The organism is Hymenobacter sp., assembly GCF_035709525.1.
Lineage (GTDB): Bacteria > Bacteroidota > Bacteroidia > Cytophagales > Hymenobacteraceae > Hymenobacter.
In genome coordinates, this window is record NZ_DASTEP010000236.1 from 1 (window position 1) to 19,424 (window position 19,424).

Here is a 19,424-nt window from a genome sequence, read left to right on the forward strand (position 1 = left end):
GGGTTAGCTACACTGCGGAGGGCACTATCAAAAGCATAGAGGCCGCTGTAATCAAGAACAATCGCCAGCCCGCCGAGGTAGCCCTACTGCGCCGCGCCGAGGCGCTGCAAACCAGCGCTAAATACTTGATAAGCAAACTACGAGCTAGCGGCGACCAGTTGCGCCGCACCACCGATAACAAAACGGACAGGCCATTGCAGCACCCCGACGCAGCCATTGGCGCAAAGTGGGCCGCCGACGCCCCGCAGCAGCAGGCACTGGCGCGGCAGCTGGCCGCCTACGCCAATACGCTGCACCGCTACCAGGTAACCGATGCCCAGAAGGCCCTGCTGTCAGCGCCCGCTTTTGCGGAAAGCAAGCCCGTAGCCGAGGCCCTGGCCGACCTCACCCAGCTCGAAAGCGAAATCCTGGCCTGCCAGACGCACGCCTTGCAACGCATCAGCCAGCGAGTCGGCGCGCCGCGCTGGGTGTCGCACCCGCTGGCCTTTGCCACCGCCCAGGCGAACGTAGTCGCCCCCGGCGATACCTACCGCGCGCAGCTGGGGCTAATCGGCTATTTGTCAGCTAAGGAGGTGAAGATGCAGATGGCCTGCAATGGCCGCCCCGTGCCCGCCGACTCTGCCGGCGTGGGCCAGGTGCGCTTCCGCGCCCCCACCCGCCCCGGCCCCGCCACCTGGACGGGCACCATCCGCCTCAACCACAACGGCCGCGACACGACTTTCCGCGTCACCGTGCCCTACCGCGTAGCGCGCCGCTAAGCTTATGCTGCTTTTTAACAACGACCCGCTGCCCACCGCCACCCTACCCCTGCCCAATCGCGGGCTGGCCTTCGGCGATGGGTTTTTTGAGACGCTGATTTACAGCGACAACCAGCTGCGCTTGGCCGCCGACCACGCCGCCCGCATGCAGCAGGCGGCCGCCGCGCTCTACCTCACGCTACCTGCCCCGCTCGCCACCGCCGAAGCCCTGGCCGCTACTCTGGCCCGCCTCGCCGAGGCCAACGGCCTGCCCGCCGCCCGGCTGCGGCTGCAAGTGTGGCGCGGCGGCGGCGGGCGCTACACTCCGCCCACCGCTGCGGCCGAGTGGCTGGCCACCGCCGAGCCTTTCGCACCCGACGACTCGCCCATCGGCCGGGCTGATTTTGCCCGCGACACGCATTCTATGTACTCGCCGCTCAGCTTTTGCAAAGGGCCGCAGGCGTGGCTCTACGTGCGGGCAGCCCACGAGCGGCAGCAGCGCGGGCTCGACGAAATTATCCTCTGCAATGCGGCCGGGCACGTGGCCGAAGCGGGCGCGGCGGCTATTTTCTGGCTCAAAAACAACATTTTATATACTCCCGCGCTGACTAGCGGCTGCGTGGCTGGCGTGCGCCGGGCCGGGGTGTTGCGCCGGGCACGGGCACTAGGCGTCGGCTGCGAGGAGGGTCTTTTTCCGGAGGCGGCAGTGCTGGCGGCCGAGGCCGTTTTTACGGCCAACGTGGCCGGCGTGCGGGCCGTGCGGCAGGTGGGCACCGTGGCGTTTGCCGAGCCCACGGCGCTATTGGCCGACTTGCGAGGGTAGCTAACTTAAATTGCGAGGTAGCCGCAAAGCGGCGGCATGTTGGTAGTCACCGCAGCCCTTCAGCCGCCTGAGAGCCGCTAAGCGGCGGCACAGATAGCGGAATGCCGCCGCTTCGCGGCTCTGGGTTGCTAAAAACCACGTGGCCTACCAACATGCTGCCGCTTTGCGGCTATCTCACAAGCGAGGCTATTCTATCTGGAAGCTGGCCGATACCGTCACGGTGTCAGTTTTCACCTTGGCTACCTGAAAGCGGGCGGCGTAAAAAATGCGCAGCGTTTCGGCTTCGAGCGCCGAGGTGCCGGCGGCCAGCGCGGCGGCCGTGGGCGGGGCGGCCAGCCGCGACGCCACCTGCCGGCCCACTACTTGCGCGCCGGCCACCCGGCCGTTGGGGCTCACGGTGAGGCGCACAAAAATGCGGCCCACCATACCCGCGTCGATAGCCGGCTTGGGGTACTTAAGATACTGGCTCATAAACTTGTAGAAGTCGCTGGCGCGGGTGCGGCCATTGACTTCATCGTGCCAGAAGCGCGGCAAAATGGGCGACACCACCGCATCGGGGCGCGGGGTGGGCGGCGGGGGCCGGTGTGGAAACGTGATGAGGTGACCCGGCGCAGCGTACACGCCATCGCCGCTCTGGGCCTGGGCCGACGGCCCTGCCAACATGCACCCCCCGAGTAAAACAACGTACCAAATGTGCCTCATGCCTGACCCATACGGCCCTCAGGGCCGCAGGGCTACCAAGGTCAGCAATTATTATGCCGCCGCCTGGGCAGACTGCTCGGGGGTAGCACTGGCACCGGGCTCGTAGCGGGCTTGCTGGGCCTGGGCCACCACTTGCAGGCGCTGCCAGTCGGCATAGTATTCGCGCAGGTCGGCTTCCGTAACCTGGTTGGTTTTCAGGACAACCGCCCGCGGGCCTTGTCCGAGCTGCAACGCGCTAAGCGTGATAAGCGCCCGGTGCATCGTAGAAAGCAGAGAACTATTCACAGGAGATGGCGGAAGGGTGCGGCTACCCCAGCGCAAGCCAAGTGCCAAACCGAAAACCTCCACATAATCTGATAGTTACAAAATTGAATAAATCCTAATTTTAAAGGCATTAATCCCAAATTAAGAATTTCTTCATTTTTTCATACTGCTACCGGAGCCTTGATAGCTGGCCACGGCTGGTAGTCGAGCAGCTCAAAATCTTCGTAGTGGAAGCCAAAAATATCCTGCACTTCGGGGTTGAGGCGCATGGTGGGCAGCGGGCGCGGCACCCGCTCCAGCTGCTGGCGCGCCTGCTCCAAGTGGTTGCTGTACAGGTGCGTGTCGCCCCCGGTCCAGATAAACTCGCCGGGCTGCAAGCCCACTACCTGCGCCACCATCAGCGTGAGCAGCGCATAGCTGGCGATGTTGAACGGCACGCCCAGAAAGACGTCGGCCGAGCGCTGGTAAAGCTGACAGCTTAGCTTGCCGTCGGCCACGTAAAACTGAAACAAGGCGTGGCAGGCGGGCAGCTTCATGCTGGGCAGGTCGGCCACGTTCCAGGCGCTCACCACCATGCGGCGCGAGTCGGGCTGGGTTTTGAGCTGGTGAATAATCTGCGAAATCTGGTCGATGTGGCCGCCGTGGCCGTCGGGCCAGCTGCGCCACTGGTAGCCGTATACGGGGCCGAGGTTGCCATTTTCATCGGCCCACTCGTCCCAGATTTTCACGCCGTTAGCCTTTAGATACGCGATGTTGGTATCGCCCTGGAGAAACCACAGCAGTTCGTGAATGATGCTTTTGAGGTGCACCTTCTTGGTGGTAACGAGCGGAAAGCCCTCGGCCAAATCGAAGCGCATCTGCGGCCCAAAAATGGACAGCGTGCCGGTGCCGGTGCGGTCGGTTTTCTGGTTGCCTTGTTCTAAAATCTGACGGAGGAGGGCTTGGTATTGGCGCATGGGGCCGCAAAATTACGCATTGCCTGCTGGCAGCACCGCTTGCCAGGCGTCGGTTTCGGCGTAGCGCTTGAGCACGGCAGCCCGCTGCTCCAGAAAGCGCCGCAAGTAGGCGCTCAGCACCAAGGTATCGGCTACTTTGCCGAGCAAACCCAATGGCGACGCAAACTCAAAAACATCGCGCATGATAGTATTCGCGCCGGCAGGCTCAAAATAGTGCTCGTGCCGCATGGCTTTAAATGTCCCGCGCTGCATCTCATCGCAGAAATAGGTTGGTGCCTGGTAGGCAGTGATTTTGCTGGTCAGCGTTTGCCACACGCCGAAGTGCCGCGCCCGAAATGTCACTTCGTCGCCGGGCTGCAAAAGGCCGTTGCGCACGCCCCCTACTATCCGTTCCTGCGTTTGGCGAGTTGATTCGGTGTGCAAATCCACGCTCAGCGCCAGGTAGAAACAGCGCGCCAGCGGGGCACCGATAGAAGTAATTATCTCAATAACAGGCATAAAGCATTCAAAGGAAAAGCGCCCTGCTCTTTTGCAAGAGCAGGGCGCTTAAACTAAGGCAGTTGCTAATTTACAGCGACTTCACCGGAGCTTTCGTAGTAGCCGTGGCGGGCGCGGCCTTCATGGCGGCCATTTTGGCGCGGCAGCAGGCGGGCATCCCGTCCATTTTGCCCCCGGCGGTCATGCCTTTTTCGCACTTGGCAGCGGCGGCGGCGGTGCAGTGGTCGGCTTTCTTGCCTTTGGCGGGCTTGTCGCCATCGTGGGCGAAGGCAGTGGCGGCCGAAGCAAACAGGGCGAGGGCGAGCAGAGACTTTTTCATGGGAAACAAAAGCTGAAAATGAACAGTTAGGGCTGGTTGCGGCTTCTAAATTACGTATTATTTTTTGAATACCTGGCATGAAGCTCTAATGAATTTCTGCCAGCTCGCTTAGCCCCGCTCATTCGCGCCTCCGCAGTTTCCGCGCTATTTTTCTATGCCCCTTCGTCGCCTTGCGCACCTCACGCTGCTGGTGCTGGCCCTGCTCACGGGGCTGGCCGGCTACTACGCCAGCCAGCTGCGGTTCAACTACAATTTTAACGACTTTTACCCCGCCGGCGACCCTGACCTCGACTACTACCAGGGCTACACCCAGCGCTTTGGCAACGACAACGACTACCTGCTGCTGGGCCTGGAGGCACCGGCCGGCCAAACGGTTTTTGCGCCGCGCTTTCTGGCGCAGGTCGATAGCCTTACGCGGGCGGCGCGGCAACTGCCGCACGTGCTCAACGTCACCTCCCCCACTACCCTCACCAACCCCGTGGTGGAGGGCTTCGGGTTTTATAACCTGCCCTACCTGCACCACGCCGAGCCCGCCCGCCGGGCGCAGGACTCGACCCTGATTTTCCAAACGCCGGGGCTGGTGGGCAACGTATTCAGCCGCGATGCGCGGGCCGTGGCGCTGGTGTTTCAGCTCACGCCCGACCTCAAAAAGCCGCCCGGCGACTCGCTGCTGGCGGCCCTGCGCCAGGGGCTGGCGCGGGCCGGGCTGCCCGCCGAGCGGGCGCACTTTGCGGGGCGGCTGGTGGCGCAGTCGGTGTTTGTAGACCGGCTGCAATGGGAGCTGGTCGTGTTTATGAGCCTCTCAGTGCTGCTCGTGACGGGGCTGCTCTGGCTCACATTTCGCACGTGGTGGGGCGTGCTGCTGCCGCTGATAGTGGTGCTGGGGGCCATCCTGTGGGGCCTGGGCGTAATGGGTGCCTGCGGCATCAGCATCGACCTGATGACGGCCCTGCTGCCGTTGATGCTGTTTGTGGTGGGCATGTCCGATACCATCCACATTATCAGCCGCTACGTGAGCGAGCTGGGCTACGGCGCGGGCAAAAAAGACGCGCTGCGCATTACCATTAAGGAGTCGGGCTTCGGCTCGGGGCTGTCGGCGCTCACAACCAGCATCGGCTTTTTTACCTTGATGACCAGCACCATCCGGCCCATTCACAACTTTGGGCTGTTTACGGGCATCGCGGTGCTGCTGGCGTTTGTACTGAGCTTCACGCTACTGCCGGCCATGCTGGTGCTGCTGAACAAGCCCGCCCTGCGCGAGCCGCGCCGCCAGGGCCACAGCTGGGACGGCGTGCTGGGCCGCCTGTTCAGTGGGGTGCTACGGCAGCGGCGCAGCATCTACGTGGTGGCCGGGCTGGTGCTGGCGGCCAGCATCGGGCTGAGCACGCGGGTGCGTATCAATTCGTCGCTGCTCGATGACTTGTCGAAAAACGACCCCGTGCGGCAGGATTTCGCGTTTTTTGATACCCACTTCGCGGGCGTGCGGCCGTTCGAGCTGGAGCTGAAGCCAGTGGGCGGGCGCACCATCTACGACCCGGCCGTGCTGCGCGAAATCGAGCAAATTGAAGGCTACCTGGCCCAGACCTACGGCCTCCAGTTTCAGGCCTCGCCAGCCACGCTGGTGCGGGCCACCCGCAAGGCCCTGCACGGCGGCGAGCTGGCCGAGTACCGCCTACCCACCGACTCAAGAGAGCTCCAATCGCTGGCCTCCAGGCTCAAGCTCTTTCGCAAGAAGCCCGAGTTTCGGGCGCTGGCGCTGCCCGATGGCTCGGCCGGCCGCCTCACCGGCCGCATGGCCGACGTGGGCAGCATTCGGGCCGATGAGCTGAACCGCAGCCTGCGCCACTACCTGCGCACCCAGCTCGATACCACGGTGCTGCGCACCCGCCTCACGGGCTCGTCGAACCTCATCGATAAGAACAATGAAAATTTGACCCTGAATATGATACAAGGCATGGCCATCGACGTGGCAATGGTCACGCTCATCGTGCTGCTGCTGTTTCGCTCGGTGCGGATGACGCTGGTAGTGCTGGTGCCCAACCTGCTGCCCATTCTGGTAGTGGCCGGCGTGATGGGCCTGGCCGGCGTGAACATGAAGGTGAGCACGAGCATCATCTTTACCATCGCCTTCGGCATCGCGGTCGATGACACTATTCACTTTATCAGCAAGCTGCGCCTCACGATGGGGCACGAGCCCGACTTGTTTCGGGCCGTGCGACGCACCTACCTGCTAGCGGGCAAGGCGGTAGTCGTGACTTCGCTGATACTGGTGGGTGGCTTCTGCACGCTGCTGTTTTCGTCATTTGATGGCACCTTCTACGTCGGGCTGCTCATCGGCCTCACCCTGGTTTTTGGGGTAGTAGCCGAGCTCACGCTACTGCCGCTGCTGATACTGGATATTTTTGGGCGGCGCAAGCGCAGGGGCGGGCCGCCGGCCGCCACCAAGGCACTGCACTAGCAGGCTGGTTGCCCGCTTCTTATCTTACTTGGCTAGCGTCAACGCTCCTGCCAGCCACCAAAAAAAGCCCGGCTCACACCGGGCTTTTTTACTATTCTTCAAAGCAGGTTAGATGTTGACTTTCACCAGCTTCATGCCTACCTTCTTCTCTTTCTTGAGGTAGTCCAGCATCATTAGGTAGCCGGGCTTGGCCGGGTACAGGTACGAGGCCGTGGCGCTACTGGTCATGTCGATTTTATCGAGCTTGAACTGGCCGTTGTCGCCAAAGGCCATGTTGCCGATAATCTTCTTCGTCTTCTCGCCCTTTTCCTTGTCGTAGTTGATATACACGGCGTTAAACTGCGAGTTGGCGTCGTTTTTCTGCATAAACTGGTAGTCAAACTGCCCCGTGGCCTTGAGGTACATGCCCATCAGGCCCGTGGCGCCGATGCCCGGCAGGGTAGCCTGCGACTCGTCCTTGGGGTAAAACTTCACATCGGTGAGCTTGTAGCTGGGGTCGAGGGCAAACACCATCATGTTGGAAATCTTACCTTTTTGCACGCCCACGCCGCGGCCGCCCATCATGGCCATCGCAATGCCCACGCCGTCGGCCACTACCTTATACTGCTCGGCCACGATGTAGGTCTTGCCGTTGGCCCCGCGCACGATGGACTGCGCGTAGTTCACGTAGCCCGCTTCGAGGCTCGGGAGGGCCTCGGCGGGCATGGCGGCGCGCACCTCGTTGTGCCAGCCGTAGTTTTTGGACAGCGTGGGCTGGCCGCTTTCGCTGAAGCGCTTGAGGTAGAAGCCCTCGCTTTTGTTTACGAACGGCTTGTCGTTCAGCTTGTAGTATTCGCCCATCGCCACAAACTCGCGCTTGGCCGGGTCGAAGGTGAAGGAGCTCAGCGAGAGCTGCTCGGTTTTGCTGGTTTCGACCGGCAGGTCCATGATTTTTTTGCCCGTTGCCGCGTCAATCACCACCATGTAGGAGTCGATTTTTTTCGACATCAAGCCCGACTTCCGCATCATGGTGGCCAGGATGTATTTGTCGGTAGCTTCGCTGATGTTAACCATCTCGTACTCCTTGGCTTTGGGGTCCGAGGCCAGCGTCCACTTCAGGTTCAGCTGGTTGTCGTACATCTCCAGGGTGTAGCCCTTCATAATGCCCTCGTAGCTGTTGCGCACGAAGCCGTAGCCGGGCACCGGAAACAGCTCCATGTCGCTGAAGGCCTGCTCTTCGGAGCCGCTGGATTTTTGCATGAAGGCCTGCTGGATTTTCATCTTATCCATCTTGCTGGGCTCTTCAATCACCTTGCTACCCAGCTTCTTGAGGCTGGTATCATAGGTTTCGATTTCCAGCGAGTTGTCCTTCGTGTTGTAGAAGTACAGGCCGAAAGCCGAGCCGTTGAACGAGTTGGCCAGCAGGTAGTAGCGGCCCGCGGGCTTCTGCACCGTCACGCTGCTGACCTTGGCCAAATCCTGGTCGTAGAAGTCGAGCAGGTAGTTGTCGTTTTTCTTGTCGGCCTTGTCGCCCTTGGCGTACATAATGTAGCCTTTGACCTCATTGCCGGCATAAATGGGCGAGATGGCCGAGCGGTTGATGCGCGACACGCCGTCCAGGGTTTGGGTTTGGGCGAGCAGGGCCGCCGGGGCTGACAGGGACAGCAGCCCGGCCAGCAAAATGCGTTTGGAAAACATGCAGGTAAAGGTGTGCGTGATAAAAAAAATGGGTTAAGGGGTGTATTTTGAGGCCTTACTGGCCGGGTCTTTGGCAAAAAGCAGTTTCGCAAACCGGCCCTGCCGGTACTGCGCCAGGTACTCCTGGCGCAGGGCAGCGGTGGGCTCGTCGGCCAGGGTAGCGGCCGCGTAGCGGGCGGCCAGGGCGTATTCGTCGGGGGTGGCAGTAGAAGGGGCGGCAGCGGCCGGCGGCGCGGCAAAGCAGGCGGCCAGCCCTTTATAATCCTCGGCCTTCCAGGCATATAGCGCCGTGAGTAGCTGATTGAAATTGTCGGGATTATGCTTGGAGATATTGCCCACTACCTCCATAAAGCTATGGTCGACCAAGTGGCGGCGCAGCTCGTAGAGGCTCAGCGTGACGACCGAGCGCAGGTAGGCATTCTGGGGCTGGGCCGGCAGCAGCTGCAACGCCTCGAACAAGGCGTGGTCGTAGCAGTCGTAGTCAAACCAGCTTTGCACCACTTCGAGCCGGCTCAGGGCTACCACACGGCTCCACTCGGGCGCGGGCGCGGCGGTGGGCGGGCCGTCGGCCACCGCGCCCTGGGCCAGCTCGCGCACAAAGCGCATGCGCTTGGCGCAGTCGGGATGCGACTTGAGGGTATCGCTGGTTTCGAGCACGGTAGCGGCCTTGGCCCCCACCGTAAAGATGGAGCGGGGCTTGGCCGGCGCGGCCTCGTAGGCGTAGGGGGCCGCCGCGCAGCCAAAATACCGGGCCAAATCGAGGCGCTCGGCCGAGTAGGGCTCGTCCATTTTGTCGAGCAGCTGCAAGGCCCGGTAGGCCTGCGCGGCGTCGAAGGGAGTGCGCCGCAGCAGCACGTAGCCCAGCGAGTCGGCCTGCTTTTCGTACTTGCGCTGGTGGTAGTTGCTGCTCAAGGACATGCCCAGGGCCAGCGTTTTCAGCTTCGAGCCAATGTTATACTCCTGGGCCACAATGCGGCGCACTTCGCGCTTGAGCTCTTTGCTGTGCCAGGTGGTCAGGCTTTCGCGCAGGCCATTGTCTACGTGGCGGGCCTGCACGTGGGCCAGCTCGTGGCACAGGATGAAAGCCAGCTGGCTCTCGTTTTCGAGGCGGGCCAGCAGGCCGACGTTCAGCATCACGGTGCCGTTGCCCATGGCGTGGGCGTTGGGCACGGGGTTGCGGCTGAGCACTAGTTGCACCGGCGGCAGCTGCGGGTTGGCGGCCACCAACTGCCCGAATACCCGCTGCACGTAGGGCTCGAGCACGGGGTCGAGCAGGGCCGCGTAGCGCACCGAGTTGTAGACTTCGGCGGCGGCCTCCTGGCCTATTTTGCGGTAGTGCTCGCGGTACTCGCCGCTCGCCGCCTTGGGGGTGGTGGCGGTGAAATGCTGCCGCACCGAGGCTCGGTGGGCCACCGCCAGCTGCTGCACCCGCACGGTGTCGGGCGAGTAGTAGGGCAGCTCGGCCGAAGCCTGCGCTGCCGCGCTGCCGGCCCTGGCCAGGCCTAGTATAATTATAAAAAGACGCAATCGCATAAAACAGCGTAAGGCGCAGATTATTTGGTAAAATAGAGGACTATCAATGCGCCAAAGGTAGCGCGGTGCTCACTGATATTCCTATACCTTATGAAATATTTAGGACGGTAAATTTTTCGTGCTTTCGCGGCGGCCAGGCAGTTGGCTTTTCGGCAATGCCGCGCACCGGCCGGGGTGCCTGGGCGCGGCCCGCTGGCCCTACCTGGCCGTTGGCGGCTGGCCATCGGGCTGCATTTTTGCGCGGGCCTAGGCTCCTGCACCAAAATGGAAGCTGGCTGCCGGCGATTTTACCTCTTTTCTTATGCTCAAAGCAGCTATCATCCTAGCAGCCTTGCTTAATCTTTTGTGCTTTTGCCTGTTTGCCCTCGACAAGCGCCGGGCGCGGCGCGGCCAGCGGCGCATTTCCGAAAAAACCCTGCACCTGGCCACGCTGCCGGGTGCGGCGCTGGGCGCGTGGGCCGCCATTCTGCTGCTGCACCACAAAAACCGCAAGCCGGCGTTTTGGGGCGTTACCTTGCTGCTGACGCTGGTGCAGGGAGCGGGTTTTTACGCGGCCGCGCTGCCGCATTTGCGGGCGCAGGGCTAGCGGCCCCGCAGGTGCCCAGCGCCTACTTTTACTTAAAAACCGCTTATGCCTTTTCGATTTTCGGCCCTGGCCTCGCGGCTGGCCCTGGCGCTGCTGCTTGCCGCCCCCAGCCTGCTGCTAACCGCCTGCGGCAACCGCGAACAACCCACCGCCAACGTAGACTACACCAAAGCCGACGAGGCGCTCATTCAAAAATACCTCGCCGACAATAAGATAACTACCGCCCAGCGCCAGCCCTCGGGCCTGTACTACGTGCCCCTGGCGCCTAACCCCACGGGCACGCCCGCCGCGCCCGGCAAAAGGGTGTCGGTGCGCTACACCGGCGAGCTGCTCGACGGCACCGTGTTCGACGCCTCGGCCCAGCACGGCAACGAGCCTTTCGACTTCGTGCTGGGCGAGGGCAAGGTAATTGCGGGCTGGGATGAGGGCATCGCCCTGATGCACAAGGGCGAAAAGGGCGTGCTACTACTGCCGTCGGCGCTGGGCTACGGCCCCGAGGGCGCGGGCTCCGACATTCCGCCCAATGCCGTGCTGCGCTTTGAAGTCGAGCTACTGGACGTGCAATAGCCTCACCAAGCGCAAACCGTAAAATGGCCTTTTATGCTTTCTCCCCAAACCAGCCTCACTAATGCCGCCCAGCCAGCGCCGCAGCTTTTTCCGCTGGGCGATGCGGCCGTGGTGGTGCAGTTCGGCGAAAGCATCAGCCTGGCTACGCACCTGGCTGTTCAGTCGCTCTACGACTATCTGGGGCAGCAGCCCTTCGCCGGGCTGCGCGAATGCGTGCCCGCCTTCACGACCCTCACCGTGTACTACGACCCGTGGCTGCTGAGCGCGCAGGGCCAAGGCCAGCCCTACGAGCGGGTGTGCGCGCTTTTGCGGCAGCGGCTGCTGGCGGTGCCAGCCGCGCCCACCCACACCGCCGTGCAAACCATTGAAATTCCCGTGTGCTACGGCGGCGACCTGGGGCCCGATTTAGGCGCCGTGGCCCGCCACACGGGCTTCGCATTGGCCGAGGTTATTGCCCGGCACGCCGCCCCTACCTACCGGGTGCACATGCTGGGTTTCGCGCCCGGCTTTCCCTACCTGGGCGGGCTCGATGCGCGCCTCGCCACCCCGCGCCGGGCCACACCGCGCGCGCTGGTGCCGGCCGGCGCGGTGGGCATCGCGGGCGCGCAAACGGGCATTTACTCCTTGCCCACGCCGGGCGGCTGGCAATTGATTGGGCGCACGCCGCTACGCTTATTCGACCCCGCCGCCGACCCGCCCACGCTGCTGCGCGCCGGGCAGCAGCTGCGCTTCGTGCCCATCGGCGCGGCCGAATTTCAGCATCTATCGCATGAGTCTTAGCATCTTGCGCACCGGCCTGCTCACGACGGTGCAAGACCTGGGCCGGCCCGGCTACCAGCACCTGGGCGTGGTAGTAGGCGGCGCACTGGATGCCCTGGCTTTGCGCGTGGCCAACCTGCTGGTGGGCAATGCAGAAGGCGCGGCCGGGCTGGAAATCACGCTGCTCGGCCCTACCATCCGCTTCGAGGCCGACTACCTCATTGCCCTCACCGGAGCCGACCTCTCGCCTACCCTCAATGGGCAGCCCGCGCCGCTGCACCGGCCGGTGGCCGTGCGGGCGGGCGCGGTGCTGGCCTTTGGGGCGGCGCGGGTGGGGTGCCGCGCCTACCTGGCCGTGGCAGGCGGCCTGGCGGTGCCGCCGGTGCTGGGCAGCCGCAGCACCTACCTGCGCGCCGGCCTGGGCGGCTGGCACGGCCGCGCCCTGCACGCCGGCGATGAGCTGCCGGTAGGCGCGCTTTCACTTGGTGCTCAACGACTATGGCAGCTACTGAGACCAGCCGATTTGCCTGCATCCTGGGTTACTACTCGCTGGCTGCCCAGCCCGGCACTGTGCCCTAGGCCACACGCGCAGCCGATTATTCGGGCAGTGCGCGGGCCCGAATATGAGCAGTTTGGCGAAGCCAGCCGGCAAGCCTTCTGGCGCGAATCGTTCGCCATTACGCCCGCCGCTGACCGCATGGGCTACCGGCTGCAAGGACCGGCGCTGACACGCGACGTGCCGACTGAGTTGCTGTCGAGCGCCGTGACCTTTGGCACGGTGCAAGTGCCGCCGGGTGGCCAGCCCATCGTGCTGCTGGCTGATGCCCAAACTACGGGCGGCTACCCTCGCCTGGCCCAGGTTATCAGTGCCGATTTTGGGGCGCTGGCACAGGCGCGGCCGGGGCAGGCGCTGCGGTTTCAGGCGGTTTCCTTGTGCGAGGCGCAGGCGCTGTACCTTGCGCAGGAGCGGCGGCTGCGGGCGTTGCGGCGGGCTGTTGAGTTTAAAAATCTATGATTAATTCGCGCAGTGTTTCGCAGTGTTAAAGCGCAGTGTTTCGCAGCAACTTTTCAAACATCCCGAAACACTGCGCTTTAATACTGCGAAACACTGCGCGAAACAAGCACCCCCTACATGACCATCGACCTGAACTGCGATATGGGCGAAAGCTTCGGCGCCTGGACGCTCGGCCACGACGCCGCCCTGATGCCCTACCTCACGTCGGCCAACATTGCCTGCGGCTTCCACGCTGGCGACCCAGCCGTGATGCGCCAAACCGTGCGCCTGGCTTTGCAGCACGGCGTGGCCATTGGCGTGCATCCGGGCCTGCCCGACTTGGTGGGTTTTGGGCGGCGCAACATGGATATTTCGGCCGACGAAGCCTTTGAGATGACGGTCTACCAGCTCGGGGCGCTGCACGCCGTGGCGCGGGCTGAGGGCGGCGTGCTGCACCACCTCAAGCCACACGGCGCGCTCTACAACATGGCTGCCACCAACGCCGCGCTGGCCCAGGCCATTGCCGAAGCCGTGTACAAGGTGCAGCCCGAACTGGTACTCTACGGCCTGGCCGGCTCCGAATTGACCAAGGCTGGCGAGCGCATCGGCCTGCGCACCGCCCACGAAGTCTTCGCTGACCGTACCTACCAGGCCAACGGCACGCTCACGCCCCGCCGCCAGCCAGATGCCCTCATTACCAGCGCCGAGGCGGCCATTGCACAGGTGCTGCGCATGGTGCAGGAAGGCAGAGTACGCACCCAGCAGGGCTCGGAAATTGCCATCAAAGCCAATACTATATGCCTGCATGGCGACGGGGCGCACGCCTTGGAGTTTGCCCAGCAACTCAGCCAGGCGCTGCGCGCGGCGGGAGTAACACTGGCCCGCCCGACTTTCACCGTATGAAGCAGTTTAAGACCAGATGGTTCGGTGGGGCCAGCCTAGGGGCCGCATTCTTGATGGCCAATTCCTCTATCGGGCCAGGCTTTCTAACCCAGACGACCGTCTTTACCCAGCAGCTGCTCACCAGTTTTGGGTTCGTCATTCTGGTATCAGTGGTGCTCGATGTAGGCGCGCAGCTCAATACCTGGCGTATTCTCACGGTGAGCGAGTTGCGGGCGCAGGACCTTGCCAACAAGCTACTGCCGGGCCTCGGCTACGTGCTGGCGGCGCTGGTCATCCTAGGTGGCTTTGCCTTCAATATCGGCAACATCGCGGGCTGCGGACTGGGGCTGAACGTGCTCACGGGCCTGTCGTTTGAGCAGGGCGCAGTTATCAGCTGCGTAGTGGCGCTGGTGCTGTTTTGGGTGCGCGAGGTGGGCCAGATGCTCGACGGTTTCACCAAGATTTTGGGCACGGTCAAGATTTTGCTAACCCTAGGTATCGCCATCAGCGCGCACCCGCCCCTGGGGCAGGCGCTGCACCACACGCTGCTTCCGGCCAAACTCAGCGCGGCGGCCATTGTCACGATAGTGGGCGGCACGGTGGGCGGCTATATCACGTTTTCGGGGGCGCACCGGCTGCTCGATGCGGGCATCAAAGGCCCCGGCAGCGTGGCCGAAGTCAACCGCAGCGCCGTGAGTGGCATCGTCATTTCCACCATCATGCGATTTGTGCTGTTCCTGGCCATCGTGGGCGTGCTCACCCACGGCGCCACGCTGGACAAGGACAACCCCGCGGCGGGTGTATTCCGGGCCGCGGCCGGCGAGGTCGGCTTTCGAGTGTTCGGCATCATTTTGTGGAGCGCGGCCATCTCGTCGGTGGTGGGCGCGGCCTACACATCGGTGTCATTTTTCAAGACCTTTCACCCAGTGTTCGCGCGCTACGAGCGGATGTGCATCTCGGTGTTCATCGTCTTATCCACCATCATTTTCGTGCTCGTCGGCAAGCCCACGCAGCTACTGGTTTTTGCCGGTGCCATCAATGGCCTGATACTACCCCTCGCGCTGGCCGTGGTGCTCGTCGCGGCCACTAACCGCCGCCTCATGGGCACCTACCGCCACCCCCGCTGGATGCTGGCCGCCGGCTGGGTCGTGGTGCTCATCATGGGCGGGCTGAGCGTGCCGGTACTGGTGGAGCAGGTGGGCGGGCTGGTACGGTGATATTCTTACCGCTACACATCTCCTCTATTCCTCTGCCTGAGTCAATAGTAACGCTTCCAGCTTAGCCGAAAGTCGGAAATTAGTCTGCTTGATTTTCTCCAGAACTGGCTTTACCAGCGGCACTACTCCTGCTCGCTTTGCCTCTAGCAGCACGCCAAAAGTACCCGTAATGGCTAAGCCCAATTGCTGCGCAAACTTGCGACCTTTTAAGTCGTCTATAATTAGCAGGCAGTCGTCGTACTCAACCGCTAAGGCAATGGCACTAGCCTCGCCTTGGTCGACAGAAGCCTCAATGATAGACTGGTACTTGCGGTTTATCACTGGCTTGACCTCAACCCAAGCAGGCAACGGCAAGCCAAACTCGGCAGCAACTTCTGGGGTAGTAGTAATCGTGCCAAATAGTTGGTGCAGTATCTCCAACTCACCGATTTTCTCCAGCAAAATAAGACAGCTCGTATCAGAGAGAATAGCGCTGGGCATTGGCAATATCCTGAGCTAGCTCGTCGGCTGAATAATTGAAAAGCGTCCCGCCGTATTGACCTAGTAGCTCCATAAAGGTTCGCTTGGAGTAGCCTGCTACTTCCGCAGCTTGGCCCAGCGATAAAATGCCGCGCTCATGCAACTTAACGGCTAGCAGCATTTTAGCTTCTTGCGCATCTAAGTTCACCGAATCGGGGAGTTCTACTGTTAGCGTTTGCATAGTCGTTAAAGCTACAGATTATTCGGTAGAGTTTCCAGAATTCATTTCTTTTTGCGGCGCTCCTACCCCACACCGCCCTAGCAGCGCCGCGTGGTGCGGCGCCCGCCGCAACACCTCCTCGTTGCCGAGCAGAATGAGCTGCTGGCGCGCCCGCGTGAGGGCCACGTTGAGCTTGCGGTCCACCGTGCCGGTTTCGTCGGGCGAGACCATGAGCTCTAGCTGGTGCTCGTGGTGGCAGCAGAAGCTCACGATAATTACTTCGCGCTGTGAGCCTTGGTAGCGCTCCACGGTATCGACGCTGATGTGGAGCAGGCCGGGCAAATCCAACTCTATGGCCAGCTGGGCGAGGCGGGCGCGGATGCGGGCGGCCTGGTTGCGGTAGCTGGCAATGATACCTAGGGTGCTTTCGGGGTTGAAGTTGCGGCCGTAGCCCTGGGCCACGTAGGCGGCGGCGCGGGCGGCTAGCTCGGCTTCCTGGGCCGATTCCTTCATCGACAAGTCTTCGGGCTGGCGGCGGGTGGGCACGAAAATGAGGCGCTCGTTTTGAAGGCGTTGCTGAAAGGCATCGGCGGGCGCGGGCCAGGTCGGCCGGCTCAGCGGCTCGTGCTGCCACAGCATGGGGCAGCGCAGCAGGCCTTCGTAGAAGTCATCATTTACCAGCGCCACCAGCTCCGAGTGCATGCGGTAGTGGTCGGCCAGCGTGCCGTGGGCATGGGGCCAGTGCGCTTCGGCTCGCTTGAAGAGGCGCTCGAAATACGAGTTGCGCAGGTTGCTGAGGCCCAGCTCCTGGCGCAGCAGGCCGGCGGCTTCGGGGGCGATGGCACTGGCGTCGGGCTCCTGCGTCACCACGGCGGGCAGCTGGCGGTGGTCGCCGATGAGGATAAACTTGGGGACTTTGGCCAGCAGCGCCAGCATGGGGCCTTCGAGCACCTGGCTGGCCTCGTCCACCACCGCTAGGTCGAACTGCTTGAGCAAGAACAGCTCCGGCTTGCCCAACAGGCTGGCCACGGTGCCCACGTAGAACGGGCAGCCAGTGAGGCGCGCCCGCACCGTTTGGCGGTTGGGGCAGTCGCGTATCATGTTGTCGAGCAGGTAGGGCCGGTACTGCGCCGACGTGCTCAGGCGCGAACCCACCCGAATAAACGGCAGGTTAGCCGCCACCAGCTGCTCGCAGATTTCATCCACGGCGCGGTTGGTGTAGGCGGCCAGCAGCGCCTGCTTGTCGTCTTTGTAGAGGCGCTCGGCCAGCTCGCGCAGCACGGCGCGGGTTTTACCGGTGCCGGGCGGGCCGCAGAGCACAAACCAATCGGGCGCGGCCAGGGCGCGGCGCACCACTTCGGGCGCCGTAATGGCGGGCGGCGCTGCGGCATCCCAGCCCTCGGGCGGGCGCGGGCCGGTGCGGGCCATCAGGCGCTGCCGGCGCTCGGGCGCGAGACCAAGGAAGCTGGATAAGCCCGCCCATTCGCGCCGGAACGTGTCATACGTATCAGGCTCCAAGGCCCAGTGCGAATGGCCCGCCAGGTAGCGCGGGGCCAGGCGGCGGTTGCGCACGCTCAGCACCACGAGGCCGTCGGCGGTGAGGTCTTCGGCGAGGGTCACCTTCACCACTTGCGCGTCGAGCACGGTGAGGCTTTCTGATTTCTGGTTTTTGGTTTCTGGTTTTTGGTTGGCGTTTTGTTCAGCGCTCGCGTCTAAGGCTATGGCCGCTTTGCGCCTAGGGTAGAGAATGAGCGTGTCGCCCGACCGGAAGTTCACTTCCTTACCGCCGGCCGGGCGGCGGAAGATGAGGTGCGGCCCTAGGCCGTCGCGGGCAGTGTCGTCGGCGCTGCTGTGGTCTTCGAGTAGTTCCAGCTCATCGAGCAGGCTGAAATTCTGTTGCTTGCGAGCAGCGGGCAAGCGCCAGAGGCCGGCCTGGCCGCCCGCGTCGCCGGGGCGCGAATCGTCGCCGAGCAACGTCAGGCGCATTTCGCGGGCCACGAAACGGGCCATTTCCAAGCAATAGGCGCGCTCTACGGGGTCGGCGGCGGCCCAAGCGTTGGCAATTTTCTCGGCCTTGGTGCGGCCGAAGCTCGGCAGGGCAGTGAGGTTGGGGTGCAGCACCGGGCTCAGCAGCTTTTCGACCTGGGCGGGCGTGGTGGCACGGGCCAGCTGCAACTCCGTGCCCACGAGCTGGTTGCGGGCCATGAGCAGGCGGTCTACCAGCTCGGCGTCCTGGTCCACGCGGCGCACGGCCGACTGGTCGAGCGTGGCATTCGAATATAAAATGCTGGTGCGGCCGCGGCCGGCCGTTTCGCCATCGGCCCCGAATACCGATTCGAGCAACAGGCGGTAGAGTTGGGCCTGGGCGGCGTGATTGCTCCAGGGCTCGGCATGCGGCACCTTGGTCGAGCTTTTCAGCTCCACGATGTCGTAGCCGGTCGGGCTTTCGTGCAAGAGGTCGAGGCGCCCCTGCAAGCCGTAGGTAGCCGACAAAAAGGCGGGTTCCAGAAAGCAATCGGCCACCCGCAACGGCTGCTGCTGGTAGCCCGTGCGGCTGCCCGCGATGAAGCCCTGCACGCGGGTATTGCGCAGGGTCTGGTACTGGCGGCGCAGGTCGTTGAGCAATTCGGGCACACCGTTGCGGGTCTGAAACTCCGGCAGCGCGCTAATGGTGAGCGGGTTGGAGCGGAAAAGGCGCTTCTTGAAAAAGCCCTCCAGGTCAAATTCCGTGACCCGGCTCACCGGCTCCTCCGCAAACTCGATTTTGCCGGTAGCCTCGTCCACTTCGGCCAGCACGGCGGCCGGGGGCAGGCTGGCCCACTCCTCCTGCCGGGCGGCGTGGCTCACTTCCTCATCCAGCAGCATGTTCACGAGGTTACCGACCACCAGCGGGCGCGAGGTTTCGTCGGGCTGAAACGCCTTGAGCAGCGCCCAATCGGGCAGGGTGCCGCCGGCCTGCGCGCACTCCGCAATGGTGGTGACGCTCACCAGATAATCGGGCTCCAGCACCACGCGGCGCGGCCGGATGTGGCCATTGGGCTGCGCTACGGGGTTTACGAGGTGCAGCACCGGGTGCAGGGCGGCGGCCAGCGGCAGCAGGTTGTCGTAGGCGGCGGGCAGGTCAATCGTAAATGGGCCGCTGGGCCGGTCATCAGCGGGCACACACATTTCAGCCGTGAGCTGGCCGGTCCCTAGGTCAGCATGCAGCACCTGAACCCGCCACACCGGGCTAGCGGCGGGCACCGGCGCTTCGGCCTCGATGATGGCTTGCGCCTGTTGCTCTGCACTCAGCCCGGCCCCGGCCGGCAGCGGGCCCGCGTAGGCCGCGCCGCTCAAGTGGCGCACCAGCTCGGCCACGGCCCCGAAGCCGCTGGCGGCTTCGGCGGTCGTGCCGGGGTAGCTTTCGTGCAGCACCAAGTTGGCCACCAGGCGCAGGTTTTGGAGCTGGCGACGCAGCAGCGGCGGCAGGTTATGGTCGTAGGCCACGAGGCCGATAGCCTGGCTGAGGTCGGCAAAGGGCGCTTCGCGGCGCTTGCACTCGTCGCGCAGCACCTTTTCCAGCAGCTGGCGCAGCTTGGGCAGCAGGTCGGCGGGTGTGGCGGCAGGCGCGCCGGCTAGCTGGGTGAGGCGGGCGTAGTACGTTTCAGACAAAATCGGGCGGCAAAATCTATCCTTAAAGGTAAGTTGGCGGGGCCTAATACTGAGCGCGGTTTAGGAACTGTCTCATCTACCATTAACTGTCATGCTGAGCGCAGCGAAGCATCTCTATCGCT

Annotated in this window: 18 protein-coding genes and 1 pseudogene; 9 read left to right on the forward strand and 10 right to left on the reverse strand. The window is 63.3% G+C overall.

The window, feature by feature from the left end; translation table 11 throughout:
• Positions 1-758, forward strand: a pseudogene (locus tag VFO93_RS21010) (hypothetical protein); the annotation flags it as partial.
• Positions 759-762: 4 nt separating this feature from the next.
• Positions 763-1,560, forward strand: coding sequence for an aminotransferase class IV (locus tag VFO93_RS21015; protein WP_325136340.1), 798 nt, complete (start codon positions 763-765; stop codon positions 1,558-1,560).
• Between the two features lie 186 nt (positions 1,561-1,746).
• Here the strand turns inward: VFO93_RS21015 and VFO93_RS21020 are convergent, their stop codons facing one another.
• From VFO93_RS21020 to VFO93_RS21040, 5 genes are all read right to left on the reverse strand, one after another.
• Positions 1,747-2,223: an energy transducer TonB gene (locus VFO93_RS21020; protein WP_325136341.1), complete on the reverse strand. Its 477-nt coding sequence runs from the start codon at positions 2,221-2,223 to the stop codon at positions 1,747-1,749.
• A 90-nt stretch (positions 2,224-2,313) separates the two neighbouring features.
• The gene (locus VFO93_RS21025; protein WP_325136342.1) at positions 2,314-2,547 is read right to left on the reverse strand and encodes a hypothetical protein; all 234 of its coding nucleotides are present in this window, start codon (positions 2,545-2,547) and stop codon (positions 2,314-2,316) included.
• A 140-nt stretch (positions 2,548-2,687) separates the two neighbouring features.
• Positions 2,688-3,482 (reverse strand): thymidylate synthase, encoded by a 795-nt coding sequence (locus VFO93_RS21030; RefSeq protein WP_325136344.1) that lies wholly within the window; start codon positions 3,480-3,482, stop codon positions 2,688-2,690.
• A gap of 12 nt (positions 3,483-3,494) precedes the next feature.
• Positions 3,495-3,980, reverse strand: coding sequence for an SRPBCC family protein (locus VFO93_RS21035; RefSeq protein ID WP_325136345.1), 486 nt, complete (start codon positions 3,978-3,980; stop codon positions 3,495-3,497).
• 70 nt (positions 3,981-4,050) lie between these two features.
• Entirely contained in the window at positions 4,051-4,299 is a 249-nt protein-coding gene (locus VFO93_RS21040) for a hypothetical protein (protein WP_325136346.1), read from the reverse strand.
• 154 nt (positions 4,300-4,453) lie between these two features.
• Here VFO93_RS21040 and VFO93_RS21045 point away from each other — a divergent pair, with 154 nt between their 5' ends.
• On the forward strand, positions 4,454-6,757 hold the full coding sequence (locus tag VFO93_RS21045; protein ID WP_325136347.1) for an efflux RND transporter permease subunit: 2,304 nt from the start codon (positions 4,454-4,456) through the stop codon (positions 6,755-6,757).
• A gap of 108 nt (positions 6,758-6,865) precedes the next feature.
• Here VFO93_RS21045 and VFO93_RS21050 read toward each other — a convergent pair whose 3' ends face one another.
• Both VFO93_RS21050 and VFO93_RS21055 read right to left on the reverse strand, forming a co-directional pair.
• The gene (locus VFO93_RS21050) at positions 6,866-8,434 is read right to left on the reverse strand and encodes a DUF6770 family protein (protein WP_325136348.1); all 1,569 of its coding nucleotides are present in this window, start codon (positions 8,432-8,434) and stop codon (positions 6,866-6,868) included.
• Positions 8,435-8,467: 33 nt separating this feature from the next.
• Positions 8,468-9,967 (reverse strand): M48 family metallopeptidase, encoded by a 1,500-nt coding sequence (locus tag VFO93_RS21055; RefSeq protein WP_325136349.1) that lies wholly within the window; start codon positions 9,965-9,967, stop codon positions 8,468-8,470.
• Positions 9,968-10,268: 301 nt separating this feature from the next.
• Here VFO93_RS21055 and VFO93_RS21060 point away from each other — a divergent pair, with 301 nt between their 5' ends.
• The 6 genes from VFO93_RS21060 to VFO93_RS21085 all read left to right on the forward strand — a co-directional run bounded on the left by VFO93_RS21060 (position 10,269) and on the right by VFO93_RS21085 (position 14,972).
• A complete protein-coding gene (locus VFO93_RS21060) occupies positions 10,269-10,553 on the forward strand; it encodes a DUF1294 domain-containing protein (protein ID WP_325136350.1) in 285 nt (94 codons plus the stop codon).
• A 45-nt stretch (positions 10,554-10,598) separates the two neighbouring features.
• Positions 10,599-11,120, forward strand: a complete 522-nt coding sequence (locus VFO93_RS21065) for an FKBP-type peptidyl-prolyl cis-trans isomerase (protein WP_325136351.1) — start codon at positions 10,599-10,601, stop codon at positions 11,118-11,120.
• Between the two features lie 33 nt (positions 11,121-11,153).
• Positions 11,154-11,900, forward strand: coding sequence for a 5-oxoprolinase subunit PxpB (gene pxpB, locus VFO93_RS21070; protein WP_325136352.1), 747 nt, complete (start codon positions 11,154-11,156; stop codon positions 11,898-11,900).
• Positions 11,890-12,894: a biotin-dependent carboxyltransferase family protein gene (locus tag VFO93_RS21075; RefSeq protein ID WP_325136353.1), complete on the forward strand. Its 1,005-nt coding sequence runs from the start codon at positions 11,890-11,892 to the stop codon at positions 12,892-12,894. The genes pxpB and VFO93_RS21075 overlap by 11 nt, the downstream gene beginning before the upstream one ends.
• 117 nt (positions 12,895-13,011) lie before the next feature.
• Positions 13,012-13,776, forward strand: coding sequence for a 5-oxoprolinase subunit PxpA (locus tag VFO93_RS21080; RefSeq protein ID WP_325136354.1), 765 nt, complete (start codon positions 13,012-13,014; stop codon positions 13,774-13,776).
• Between the two features lie 53 nt (positions 13,777-13,829).
• Positions 13,830-14,972 carry an NRAMP family divalent metal transporter gene (locus VFO93_RS21085; RefSeq protein ID WP_325136355.1) on the forward strand — a complete coding sequence of 381 codons (1,143 nt, stop codon included), beginning with the start codon at positions 13,830-13,832 and terminating at the stop codon, positions 14,970-14,972.
• 24 nt (positions 14,973-14,996) lie between these two features.
• Here the strand turns inward: VFO93_RS21085 and VFO93_RS21090 are convergent, their stop codons facing one another.
• From VFO93_RS21090 to VFO93_RS21100, 3 genes are read right to left on the reverse strand one after another with little or no spacing between them, the layout of a single operon-like run.
• Positions 14,997-15,413, reverse strand: coding sequence for a DUF3368 domain-containing protein (locus VFO93_RS21090; RefSeq protein WP_325136356.1), 417 nt, complete (start codon positions 15,411-15,413; stop codon positions 14,997-14,999).
• A gap of 16 nt (positions 15,414-15,429) precedes the next feature.
• Positions 15,430-15,672 (reverse strand): UPF0175 family protein, encoded by a 243-nt coding sequence (locus VFO93_RS21095; protein ID WP_325136357.1) that lies wholly within the window; start codon positions 15,670-15,672, stop codon positions 15,430-15,432.
• Between the two features lie 18 nt (positions 15,673-15,690).
• Positions 15,691-19,302: a DEAD/DEAH box helicase gene (locus VFO93_RS21100; protein WP_325136358.1), complete on the reverse strand. Its 3,612-nt coding sequence runs from the start codon at positions 19,300-19,302 to the stop codon at positions 15,691-15,693.
• Positions 19,303-19,424: the final 122 nt, after the last annotated feature.

What these genes read in the sequence shown, in the direction of transcription:
- VFO93_RS21085 (WP_325136355.1), top strand. Translation starts at nt 13,830, where the DNA reads ATGGCCAATTCCTCTATCGGGCCAGGCTTTCTAACCCAGACGACCGTC.
- VFO93_RS21065 (WP_325136351.1), top strand. Translation starts at nt 10,599, where the DNA reads ATGCCTTTTCGATTTTCGGCCCTGGCCTCGCGGCTGGCCCTGGCGCTG.
- VFO93_RS21040 (WP_325136346.1), bottom strand. Translation starts at nt 4,299, where the DNA reads ATGAAAAAGTCTCTGCTCGCCCTCGCCCTGTTTGCTTCGGCCGCCACT.
- VFO93_RS21015 (WP_325136340.1), top strand. Translation starts at nt 763, where the DNA reads ATGCTGCTTTTTAACAACGACCCGCTGCCCACCGCCACCCTACCCCTG.
- VFO93_RS21030 (WP_325136344.1), bottom strand. Translation starts at nt 3,482, where the DNA reads ATGCGCCAATACCAAGCCCTCCTCCGTCAGATTTTAGAACAAGGCAAC.
- VFO93_RS21045 (WP_325136347.1), top strand. Translation starts at nt 4,454, where the DNA reads ATGCCCCTTCGTCGCCTTGCGCACCTCACGCTGCTGGTGCTGGCCCTG.
- VFO93_RS21035 (WP_325136345.1), bottom strand. Translation starts at nt 3,980, where the DNA reads ATGCCTGTTATTGAGATAATTACTTCTATCGGTGCCCCGCTGGCGCGC.
- VFO93_RS21020 (WP_325136341.1), bottom strand. Translation starts at nt 2,223, where the DNA reads ATGTTGGCAGGGCCGTCGGCCCAGGCCCAGAGCGGCGATGGCGTGTAC.
- VFO93_RS21095 (WP_325136357.1), bottom strand. Translation starts at nt 15,672, where the DNA reads ATGCAAACGCTAACAGTAGAACTCCCCGATTCGGTGAACTTAGATGCG.
- VFO93_RS21050 (WP_325136348.1), bottom strand. Translation starts at nt 8,434, where the DNA reads ATGTTTTCCAAACGCATTTTGCTGGCCGGGCTGCTGTCCCTGTCAGCC.
- VFO93_RS21060 (WP_325136350.1), top strand. Translation starts at nt 10,269, where the DNA reads ATGCTCAAAGCAGCTATCATCCTAGCAGCCTTGCTTAATCTTTTGTGC.
- VFO93_RS21055 (WP_325136349.1), bottom strand. Translation starts at nt 9,967, where the DNA reads ATGCGATTGCGTCTTTTTATAATTATACTAGGCCTGGCCAGGGCCGGC.
- pxpB (WP_325136352.1), top strand. Translation starts at nt 11,154, where the DNA reads ATGCTTTCTCCCCAAACCAGCCTCACTAATGCCGCCCAGCCAGCGCCG.
- VFO93_RS21075 (WP_325136353.1), top strand. Translation starts at nt 11,890, where the DNA reads ATGAGTCTTAGCATCTTGCGCACCGGCCTGCTCACGACGGTGCAAGAC.
- VFO93_RS21080 (WP_325136354.1), top strand. Translation starts at nt 13,012, where the DNA reads ATGACCATCGACCTGAACTGCGATATGGGCGAAAGCTTCGGCGCCTGG.